The sequence below is a fragment of the Pseudomonas fuscovaginae SE-1 genome (assembly GCF_000364705.1).
GTDB classification, from domain to species: domain Bacteria; phylum Pseudomonadota; class Gammaproteobacteria; order Pseudomonadales; family Pseudomonadaceae; genus Aquipseudomonas; species Aquipseudomonas fuscovaginae_A.
Genome location: NZ_AQOH01000393.1, coordinates 1 through 9,130, shown reverse-complemented (window position 1 = coordinate 9,130; position 9,130 = coordinate 1). Strand labels below are relative to the sequence as shown.

Below are 9,130 nucleotides of genomic sequence, written 5' to 3'. Positions count from 1 at the left end.
TCTGATTTGGACACTCGTCGGTCAAGAAAAAACTGATGGAATGAATGATCTGGAGTTCCTTGATGCTTTAGTGCGTCGGGTATTTGTCGAGTTAAAAGACGGAACGCCAGGCCTTGAATTACTGATGGGCAAGCTCTATTGGAACTTCGTGCATGATGATTTTGAAAGCGTCTGGCGCTGCCTGGTCGACTATTACAACACTGCAGCAGGTGTGCAATGATTTTTAATGGTGTCCTCAACTACCTGCGATGGGTATTCCCTGCAACCCTTGTAGAGAATGAGGGAGTCGTAACGTTTGATGGCAAGGAATACGATCATGAGCGCGATCTGATTATCACTTTGTACTCAAAGTTCTCCTACCTGCCTGAAAAATATTTCGGGGATCGGCGGTTTTATAGGGTTTGGGATGTTGTTCACTCTACCGCTGATGACTGTGATTTCTGCAATCAGTTGTACCGCCTGTGTGCGGATATCGGGTTCGAGCGTGGGTTCCTGGACAGGTTTGATCGGGTTATAATTGCTGACGAGGCTGTAGCTGCTAGGTTTTATTGGCTTTCCGGGGTTGGTAGTTCGATTGAGATGGGGCGTGCTTTTTTTGAGCATACGCCTGAACAGTTTAAAGCTATGTTCTGGGGTGGTGGCATGAAGAGTTTGATCGAGAAGTTCCACGATAAGAAGCGCGATGACTTTATCCAGCGCTTTGAAAAGCAGAATCCACTGGTAGCCGAGTACTTGCGGGAATGCAAGACTGAAAAGGAAGTTGAGCTGTTTTTGAAGAAGGATGGAAAGTTCCTGGACGAGTTCAGAGTTCGCTTGCACGAAGCAGGGAAAATGAAGCTTGAAGATGGGTTGTTTGCTGTTGATCTTGGGCTGTAAGTTGGCTAAGAAAAACTGTCATTTCAACCTGGGGAGATCAGTGAGCCTTGTAGTGTAGTACGGGCTCAAGTGACCTCGCTGCATTGACCAAGTGGTGTCCCCAATCATCGTTCCTGATCTCAGTGTGCCTCGCCCATACTTGCCATTTATGAGATCCAGAACCTTGGCTCGTGGGCTCTGGATTGCCTGTGGCGTGAACATATCCGCAGTGAGATCCTCCGGCTGGCAGATGTCGCTCAACGCAACCGAGCTCTTGGCGTAGACCGCGCCGGAGTCAAAGATTTTCTTAGCCAATTTCACAGCGGCACCCTGCAAGATCGAGGTGTCATCTGTGTGCTGCTGCAGCTTTGCTGAGGCTGTAGACCAGGCGTCTGAGAAGCTTTCAGATGTGGCGGTTCGCACGATGAGGCCCACGTCGATTCGGCGGCACACAGATCCCTGAGCCCGAAGCTTTTCAGCAGCACGGGCCACATAGCTCGCGATCGACTGCTCTACGGGTCGCCACCCCTGCTGACGTGAACCAAAGGCCCTGGAGCTGATGATTTGCTTCTTCGGCGGCGCCTGCAGCTCTAACTCATTGCAAGGCACACCCCGCAGCTCCAGGGCAGTACGCTGCAGCACCACATTAAATTCCCGGCCCAGCTCTTCGTTATCAGCACATGCAAGGTGCCAGGCTGTCGCAATCCCTCGCGCCTCAAGCTTTTCAGCCCACCGTCTGCCGATACCCCACACTTCCCCGATCGGTGCTCGTTTCAGCAGCAGCTCGTGCCGGCGATCATCGAGAACCACGGCAAACCCAGGCAACCCCTTCCAATTCTTTGCCGCCCAGTTGGCTAATTTTGCGAGGGTTTTGGTAGTCGAGATCCCCACACCAACGGGTATTCCAGTCCACTGCCAAACCCGATTCTTCATCTCCTCCGCCATGCCCTGAAAGCCAGTCATCCCGGTCAAATCCAAGAACATTTCGTCGATGGAATACACTTCCAATTCAGCCGCAAAATCCGCCAAAGTAAGCATGACCCTATTGCTCAGGTCGTCATAGAGCGTGTAATTGCTGCTGAAAACCTGCACGCCCTGGGCAGCCAGCTGATCACGGATTTTGAAGAACGGATCACCCATCTTGTACCCAAGCGCCTTGGCCTCTTTCGATCGTGCGATCACACAGCCGTCGTTGTTCGAGAGCACCACAATCGGACTCCCCGCAAGGTCTGGACGCCACAGCGGATGCCTCTCACAGCTCGCGTAAAAGGAATTGCAGTCGACTAGGGCGTACACACGTTTCTGGTTTGCGCTCAAACGCCAATTTGGCTTCAAAATCGCTTCAGACATGCGATCAGCACTCCACCAAAGACCCATTCCTCACCCTCTCCAGGACGTATTGGCTGGTAGGCCTTGTTGCCGGCGAGTAGGACTGGCCCCAGGGCGTCTTCTTGCAGGAGCTTTAGGGTGTTCTGGCCGTCAATGCTGATCACCACGATCTTTCCCTTTGCGGCTTCGTCACGCCGGCTAATGACCGCGATGTCCCCCGGTTGGATGCCGTAATCGATCATGCTGTCGCCCTCTACGACCGCCAGATAGCAATAGCGGGGGTCGAGCTGGACGACGTCGTTGAGCGTCAGCCTGTCCTCTACGTAGTCCAAAGCGGGCGACGGGAAGCCTGCTCGGAGCTTGCAGAGCTGAAGAGGTAGCGGGATTTGGCTCAACGAGAGCTCGGGTATGGCTGTCAGCATGGTCGGAAATCAGGTGGACTGGATAAATATACAGTTTGTCCGAAGCTGCCCCGAAATCAAGCAAAATCTGCTGGTCGGAAGATCGCCCCCTTCGCGAAGCGCCTTCGACTGCAAATATTTGCCATAATATTGATTTTTCCATTGCTCACAGGCCATAATCAAGGCATAAAAACAATAAGAAAGGTGTCTGGAATGACTGCTGCTTTTGCCGTGCCCGTCACGCGTTGTGATCAATCAACACTTGATGTATGCACGATTTATTTGGTTGGTGGGTTTGATGAAGAAAAGACCTTTTACCCAGGACGCCCCGAATTTCGAAAGGCCTTGCGTAAGGACGATCAGCAGTGGGGATATTGGGCTGACAACGGCCATACAGGATGCTTGAGGTACTTTGCAGCAGTTATCAGATACATGCTGACAAACGGAAACATGCAGTATCGCGGACGCAATTACGCCTTCTGCGTCGACGAATTTGACAATCAGACGCTGGCCTACCTCACCGAGGAGGTGTTAGCGCAAATTAATGAGTGGTGAATATGGACTACCAGGCCGGCGACATTGTTTTCCAGTACTTTAAGAGCAGAAACCTCGCAGGCCTCCAAGCCATTCGCCACCACCTGGACAAGCAAGAGATCAGCGCGTCCACAAACAAGCTCCTGAGTGAGATCGCGGAATACCTGGATGCTCAAGGCTTTGATGGCAAACACAACCTTATGCCGAATGAGTACCGCGAGATGTTGATCGAGATTGGGTCTCTCGTTGGCCCCACCCATGTGCTGCTCCAGGCGCAAAAAGGCGTCTTCTTGTGCAATGACCTGGAGTTGACTCGTTGCCTGCTCAATCAAGTCCGGGAGTTTGAAGACGAAATTATCATCGGTCAGATCCCGAATATCTTGAAAAACTCGCAGTTCCACATTGCACGGCTCTTGAAGGATTTTTACCTGCACCGGCTGCCAGCTGGGCGCCGTCCACAGAGAAAGCTTTCGGCGATGGAGCTGTATTTGTGTTTTGAAGCGGTGGCTGAGTCTCTTCCGTTCCAGGCTCGCGGGGAGGATGAGATTGTTGAAGCCGAGATTATGAGGCTGCTGGTGGATACGGGGTTTGTCCATCACATCCTGTACCTTGCACAAACTCGGCGCTTCGTTCCATGTCAGCGGTTCTATGATGCTCTATATAAGCTGACGCCGAGCGAGCAGAGGCTTATTCGTCACTTTCATGCTCGTAAAAAAGCCTGAAAAAGTTTGCATTCGTCCCCCTATTGTGTTTTGCCCAAGTTATAATGGGACATAACAATAAGAAAACAATGTCCTTGGGGGACTAAATGTTTCATAAGCAACCGTTGGTAAGTCTTGTGCGTTTTGGTGAGGGTGATCCCGAACCTTCCCAGATTGATTTCAATACTCTCGCTGATAATCCAGCGTTCAAAGAGTTTCTCTCCGCTGCTGTTTCCAAAGAAACGGACGGTCTCCGAACCAAGGTCGACCAGGCCCTGGGTGAGAAGAAAAAAGCCCAGGAAGCCCTGCGCAAGTTCGAGTCAGGACTGCAGGAAGACGAAGATCGAAAGGCTTTTAAGGAAGGTCGTCTTGATCTCGACTCCATCCTGGATCGCAGACAGCAGGCTCTGACCAAGACCCACCAAGAAGCCCTGGCAGCGCGAGACGCAGAGCTCGAAACCGCTACCAAGGCCATTGCTGATCGTGAAGCACGGCTGCAGACCTACCAGATCCGCACAGAGATCGGCAACGTCGCCATGCAGAACGAATTTTTCCAGGCATCAGCTATCGACGACCTCAATTTCCTCGCTCAGCAGACCTGGAAGCCCAGTGACAATGGTCTGGTAGCCCGCGACCAAGCGGGAAACATCATCCCAGGTCGCAATGGTGCCCCGATTACCCCGGCAGAGTGGATCGAAGGCCTCAAAACCTCGAAGCCTCACTACTTTAAAAACCTGCCTGGTTCTGGCTCGCGTGGCGGTCAAGGCAATGGAGTGACTGTCAGCATCGGCGAGTGGCAGAAAAAGCTGTCGACCGCGACTCCAGAAGAGCACGCAGCTTTGGTTGCAAAGCGGAAGTCTGGCGAGATCAACATCCAGTACTGATTTGCCCCGCAATACCCCTGGGGAGCACAGGCTCTCTGGGATTTGGTGAAGTGCCTGAGTGGCTTAAAGGGCTTGCCTGCTAAGTGAGTGTGTCTTAGGGCACCGAAGGTTCGAATCCTTCCTTCACCGCCAATTCGTCGGCTGTGCCGACACCCGTTTTGCCCTGTGGGCGGACGTAGCTTCAAAACCTTCCCAATTCATCACCCATAAAAATAAAAACAGGTGAAAGTAATGACTGCAATGCTCCCCCTTGTTGCCCTGATTCGCTTCGGCAACGACATTGAAGCCCTGGCAAATGAAGTGATTCTGCCTACGGCAATTTCCCGTCTGCGCGGCCAGCTGTCGATGACCGGCCATGTAACGGTCAACACCGATGACGTCGCTGAAAACGTCGGCCAGACCCTACAGCTGCCTCGTCCGATCGAGTTCTCGGAAGCCCAGGATCACCCAAAAGGCGAAGGCTCAACCTCTGACGACATCCAAGCAAGTGTTGTTGACATTAAGCTCGACAAGCACGTGTACAAGCAGTTCTCCATGACTGACGAAGACTTCCTGCGCCACGCTTCTCAGTTCACCCTCCCATCGGCAATGCAAGCTGCAGTCGATTCGATTGCTGTCCGCATTAACCGCGAGCTGTTCGATCTGTACAAAGACGTACCGAGCATCAGCGGCAACCCAGCTTCGCTTGCAGGTCGTGACAAGGCTGACCTGATCGCGCTGCGCAAGGCGTTCCAAGCTCGCAAGATCACTAACGGCGTCAAGCTGGTGATGACCGGGGACACTGAGGCTGACCTGCTCCTAGAGTTCAGCAAGCTCAACGAAACTGGCGATGCCGGCGTCATTCAACAGGGTCTGATTGGTCGCAAGTACGGCATCGATCTCTACAGCGATGTTCAGGCTCCTTACCACGTTGCTGGTACCGCAGCCGCTAACGCTGGTATGACTATGGCTGCAGGTGCGTCTGCCGGTGCCAACATGCTGGTTCTTTCGGGCGTGAACGGTGCCAGCTTCAATCGTGGCGACATCGTCAAAGTAGCGGGCTCTCTGCAGACCTTCACCGTCACTGCTGACACCACTGGTGATGCGATTCCGGTCTTCCCGCTAGTTCTGAGCCCGATCGCTGCCGGCGCTGCCGTTGAAGTAGTTGGCGACCACAACGTTGACCTGGCCTTTACCAAGTCGGCATTTATGATCGCGTTCCGCCAGCTCAAAACCCCGGCTAACGCTGCCTCAACCACCATCGCTTCGATGTCCGACCCACTGACCGGCGTAACCCTGCGCTTGCTGAGCTGGTACGACCCTTCTAAAGAAAGCACCCAGTGGAAGCTGGAGACGCTCTTTGGTCTCAAGGCAGTCGCTCCAGAACGTGCCATTCGCTGCGGCGGGCACTAAGAGACTGGGCCCTCCGGGGCCCTTTTTCTTACCGCCAATCAATAAATGCCATTATATGTTCCACGTGGAACACGCTAGGTTTGAGAACAAAGAATGAAGCGCGATTTAGCTGTGTATTGCCTGCAGAGCAATGGGCACCAAGTGTTTGTCGAGCCGGGGTCGCGGGCTGAGGGGCATTGGCTGGGGCTGGGGTATCTGGCTGTTGGCTCTGTTGATTCCTCTCCTGAACAACCTCCTGCTGCTGAGGGGGCTGTTGATGGGGATGCGAAGCCGAAGAGGCGTGGTCGGAAGCCTGCTGTTGCTGCTGAGGGTGTGAGCGATGAGTAAGAGACCAGGTCTGTTCACTGCTCAGACGCGTGAGCGCGAGCCGCTGCCGATTGTTGCCCCGGCTGAGTTGCTTGGGCGTAAAGAGCTTGCTGGGGTTGATGTCCTGGTCTCCCTCCCTTGCGAATCGGAGGCGGCGTACCTGTTCTGCAAGTCGCTGATCCACGTGTGCGTCGGTGGGTCGGTCAGCACTGACTCATCGCCCATCGATGCGCGTGGCGGGTCATTTATCGCTGTCGATCGTGGCGCTGTGATTCAAGTGCGACTCATGGATGGCGAAGAGACCGCAAGCTGCTGGGTGCACGCAGTCAAATGATCAAAAATATCGGCCCTGCAGCGCTGTTTGGTCTGCGATTGGCGCCGAAACAGGCACACCTTTTTGAAGCCCCTGTCGTTGATGCAGTGCTGTTTGAGATGACAGCCGGCAGCTTCACAGGTGAGCACACAGACGATTTAGAGCAGCTTTTTTATGAGTTCGAAGAAGACAATCAGTGACCTGCCCTCGTGGGGCGGAGATCCATCAATGCGCATGCACGTGCACAAGCCTGGTAGCTCTCAGGCGCTGACCCTGAGCGAGTTTGCGGGCCTCATCACCACTGGTGAGGGGTTGCAGGTGGGTGACGTGGTTTTGCGGCCAAATGGGTCGTACAGCGATGCCCTTGAGTGCGATGGCAAGCTACGGCAGACGGCTGATTACCCCGTCTTGGCAGGTAAGCTCAATATCGGGGCTTTCGGCACCACCCCGATCAGTGTCAACGCAAACAGTGGGTCGCGCTTTGGCACTGTGTACACGTACAACGTGAAACAACTGGGCAAGGTGAAAGTGGCTAGCGAGTCCGGGACGATGCGGATTTACGTCAACAACGTGCTTTCGTCGTCCATTGATTACACTGGCTTGGTCAACACCTCTGTCTTCAAAACCGAGCGTGCCATTTACTTCAAGGAGCGGAAGTCGTCGGGTTCGGAATCGGTCTACTCAGTAAGCCCAGAGGGTCTGGCAAGCAAGGTTTGGACGGCAACAGGATTGCTGGATGTGCTGGGTGTCATGAGCTTGAGCGCAACCGTCGACGTAGTGTTCGTGAAGGCGCAAACAGGCGTGCTGCTGATCAAGTACGACACCACATCTCCAAGCCTCGGCGTGCAGATCGGCTCGTTCGACGTGCAGGGCACGACTGCTTGCTATGTCACGCAGACCGAAAACGGAAACGTCTATGCCGTGGGCATAATCGGTGGTGTACAGGGCATTCACAAGCTCAGCGTCACTGCCAACGGCTTCTCTTCGACTGTCCTGCAGGAAGGCGCTCACATTCGCCTGGTCGGTGGTAAATCTGACTACGTTTTCTTCGGGACTGGGAATCTGGAATACCGAATCAATGCCCAAGACGGCACGATTGCGAAGGTCGTGATGCCTGCCAGCTACTACACCGGGGTCGCTTATGGCCTGACCTTCCTGGCCCTGAATGGTACAAACGGGGCGCGTCCGGTCATGAGTTTTGATGGCGGTGCGAGTTGGGAAAACGTGCCGGAGCTTGCCGGCTACAGGGGTGTAGATTACGACCACACTCTCGGCGAGCTTGTGATCTGCGGGAGTGTTGGCACAGCTGGGTCAGTTGGTGGCCAGTCTGGTTCTATCCAAAATAACGCCATGAATTTCCCATCGGAGGTGGTCTTCCGAACCCCAAAAATCAACAGCGGCGTTGCTGGCCTCAAGGCGTACATCAAGACATGAAGATCTATTACAACGAGAGCACCGGCTACGTGACCGCGCTCACTGCCACCATTCTGGCCAACCTCCCCAGCCTAGAAATCCCAGACCTTAGCGACTACCTGGAGCAGCTCAACACTGGCCTGGTACCCAGAGTCGTCAGCGGCGAACTGGTGTGGGAGACCGATCGAGCTGCCGCTTGGGACATGATAAGGGCGAGACGCGACGAGCTTCTGGTGTGCGCTGACCATGCCCTGAACATTGTCTATGACGAAGCCCGCATCGCCCAGACAGACCCAGACCAGGAACGAATCAGGGCGATCGCAGAATACCGCCAAGCTCTACGAGACATCACACTTGCTGCTGACCCTGCTGCGGTTGTTTGGCCGCAAAAGCCCTGGATTTGAGTGCCGAATCTGATACGAAACTGCTATCATTTGTAGAATTTTGCTCAGATAAGCAGGGACGTATGAAAAGCAGATACCTGGTCATTCCAGCGGTACTTTTTGCAGTTTCGGGGTGTTCAAACCTCAAATCAGTATCAACCGATGAAGCCAATCAGGTGATTGCGACAGTTCAAGGCCCTGGAAATTTGGAGCCTGCGAAAAGTATTGAGTGGATACAGCCGGTCAACCACAAAGAGAGTTGCAGAATCTTCCTTGAGAAGCCTGCCGCGCAGGTAATGGTCGTTGAGAAGGCCTACTGGGACGGAAACTGCAAGGATGGCTATGCCTACGGGCTTGGCCGCGAGTTCATGATCACCGATGTAAGCACAGGCTCCTGGGTTTCAACCTATCCTGGCGGGCAGAACCGACCTAACTATCATTCCAGCAGTGACTACACAACCCAGTCCTTTGCCTACGGCGATCCGGAAAAAGGAATGTCGGGAGTTGGGAAAGTTGGTAACGCAACTACTGGTGAAAACTACAACCAGGTTCTAACTGTCAAGTCTGATGGCGCAATCTACGTCAAAATGCTGTCAATTGCTTCTGGCGAGACTAACTT

General features: G+C 53.9%; 12 protein-coding genes and 1 tRNA gene. 11 read left to right on the top strand and 2 right to left on the bottom strand.

The features are described from left to right. Positions 1-220: hypothetical protein (locus K675_RS33280; protein WP_198291711.1), on the top strand; the 220-nt coding region annotated here is incomplete at its 5' end. Continuing rightward, a complete protein-coding gene (locus K675_RS0129890; protein WP_017907122.1) occupies positions 217-876 on the top strand; it encodes a hypothetical protein in 660 nt (219 codons plus the stop codon). The genes K675_RS33280 and K675_RS0129890, both read left to right, overlap by 4 nt. A gap of 18 nt (positions 877-894) precedes the next feature. Here the strand turns inward: K675_RS0129890 and K675_RS0129885 are convergent, their stop codons facing one another. After that, on the bottom strand, positions 895-2,205 hold the full coding sequence (locus tag K675_RS0129885) for a Y-family DNA polymerase (protein ID WP_080635434.1): 1,311 nt from the start codon (positions 2,203-2,205) through the stop codon (positions 895-897). Beyond that, on the bottom strand, positions 2,187-2,606 hold the full coding sequence (locus tag K675_RS0129880; protein WP_017907120.1) for a LexA family protein: 420 nt from the start codon (positions 2,604-2,606) through the stop codon (positions 2,187-2,189). Before K675_RS0129880 ends, K675_RS0129885 begins: the two co-directional genes overlap by 19 nt. 192 nt (positions 2,607-2,798) lie before the next feature. On the opposite strand from K675_RS0129880, the gene K675_RS33275 reads away from it, so the two are divergent. The 9 genes from K675_RS33275 to K675_RS31695 all read left to right on the top strand — a co-directional run. Further along, on the top strand, positions 2,799-3,140 hold the full coding sequence (locus K675_RS33275) for a hypothetical protein (RefSeq protein ID WP_157384029.1): 342 nt from the start codon (positions 2,799-2,801) through the stop codon (positions 3,138-3,140). A 2-nt stretch (positions 3,141-3,142) separates the two neighbouring features. Continuing rightward, positions 3,143-3,841: a hypothetical protein gene (locus K675_RS0129870; protein ID WP_017907118.1), complete on the top strand. Its 699-nt coding sequence runs from the start codon at positions 3,143-3,145 to the stop codon at positions 3,839-3,841. Positions 3,842-3,927: 86 nt separating this feature from the next. Beyond that, complete coding sequence (locus K675_RS0129865) at positions 3,928-4,704, top strand: hypothetical protein (RefSeq protein ID WP_017907117.1); 777 nt, start codon at positions 3,928-3,930, stop codon at positions 4,702-4,704. A 44-nt stretch (positions 4,705-4,748) separates the two neighbouring features. Then, positions 4,749-4,836: transfer RNA gene (locus K675_RS0129860), tRNA-Ser, on the top strand. A gap of 99 nt (positions 4,837-4,935) precedes the next feature. After that, positions 4,936-6,096, top strand: coding sequence for a P22 phage major capsid protein family protein (locus K675_RS0129855; protein WP_017907116.1), 1,161 nt, complete (start codon positions 4,936-4,938; stop codon positions 6,094-6,096). Positions 6,097-6,732: 636 nt separating this feature from the next. Continuing rightward, complete coding sequence (locus tag K675_RS0129840; protein WP_017907113.1) at positions 6,733-6,915, top strand: hypothetical protein; 183 nt, start codon at positions 6,733-6,735, stop codon at positions 6,913-6,915. Between the two features lie 28 nt (positions 6,916-6,943). After that, positions 6,944-8,149 carry a hypothetical protein gene (locus tag K675_RS0129835; RefSeq protein WP_017907112.1) on the top strand — a complete coding sequence of 402 codons (1,206 nt, stop codon included), beginning with the start codon at positions 6,944-6,946 and terminating at the stop codon, positions 8,147-8,149. Further along, entirely contained in the window at positions 8,146-8,532 is a 387-nt protein-coding gene (locus K675_RS33485; RefSeq protein ID WP_017907111.1) for a phage tail assembly chaperone, read from the top strand. Before K675_RS0129835 ends, K675_RS33485 begins: the two co-directional genes overlap by 4 nt. A gap of 62 nt (positions 8,533-8,594) precedes the next feature. Beyond that, positions 8,595-9,130 (top strand): hypothetical protein (locus K675_RS31695; RefSeq protein ID WP_157384028.1); only part of this gene is annotated, 536 nt, incomplete at its 3' end.

Coding starts and splice junctions, on each gene's coding strand:
- K675_RS0129855 (WP_017907116.1), top strand. CDS start 4,936: ATGACTGCAATGCTCCCCCTTGTTGCCCTGATTCGCTTCGGCAACGAC.
- K675_RS33485 (WP_017907111.1), top strand. CDS start 8,146: ATGAAGATCTATTACAACGAGAGCACCGGCTACGTGACCGCGCTCACT.
- K675_RS0129890 (WP_017907122.1), top strand. CDS start 217: ATGATTTTTAATGGTGTCCTCAACTACCTGCGATGGGTATTCCCTGCA.
- K675_RS0129885 (WP_080635434.1), bottom strand. CDS start 2,205: ATGTCTGAAGCGATTTTGAAGCCAAATTGGCGTTTGAGCGCAAACCAG.
- K675_RS0129835 (WP_017907112.1), top strand. CDS start 6,944: ATGCGCATGCACGTGCACAAGCCTGGTAGCTCTCAGGCGCTGACCCTG.
- K675_RS0129870 (WP_017907118.1), top strand. CDS start 3,143: ATGGACTACCAGGCCGGCGACATTGTTTTCCAGTACTTTAAGAGCAGA.
- K675_RS0129840 (WP_017907113.1), top strand. CDS start 6,733: ATGATCAAAAATATCGGCCCTGCAGCGCTGTTTGGTCTGCGATTGGCG.
- K675_RS0129880 (WP_017907120.1), bottom strand. CDS start 2,606: ATGCTGACAGCCATACCCGAGCTCTCGTTGAGCCAAATCCCGCTACCT.
- K675_RS0129865 (WP_017907117.1), top strand. CDS start 3,928: ATGTTTCATAAGCAACCGTTGGTAAGTCTTGTGCGTTTTGGTGAGGGT.
- K675_RS33275 (WP_157384029.1), top strand. CDS start 2,799: ATGACTGCTGCTTTTGCCGTGCCCGTCACGCGTTGTGATCAATCAACA.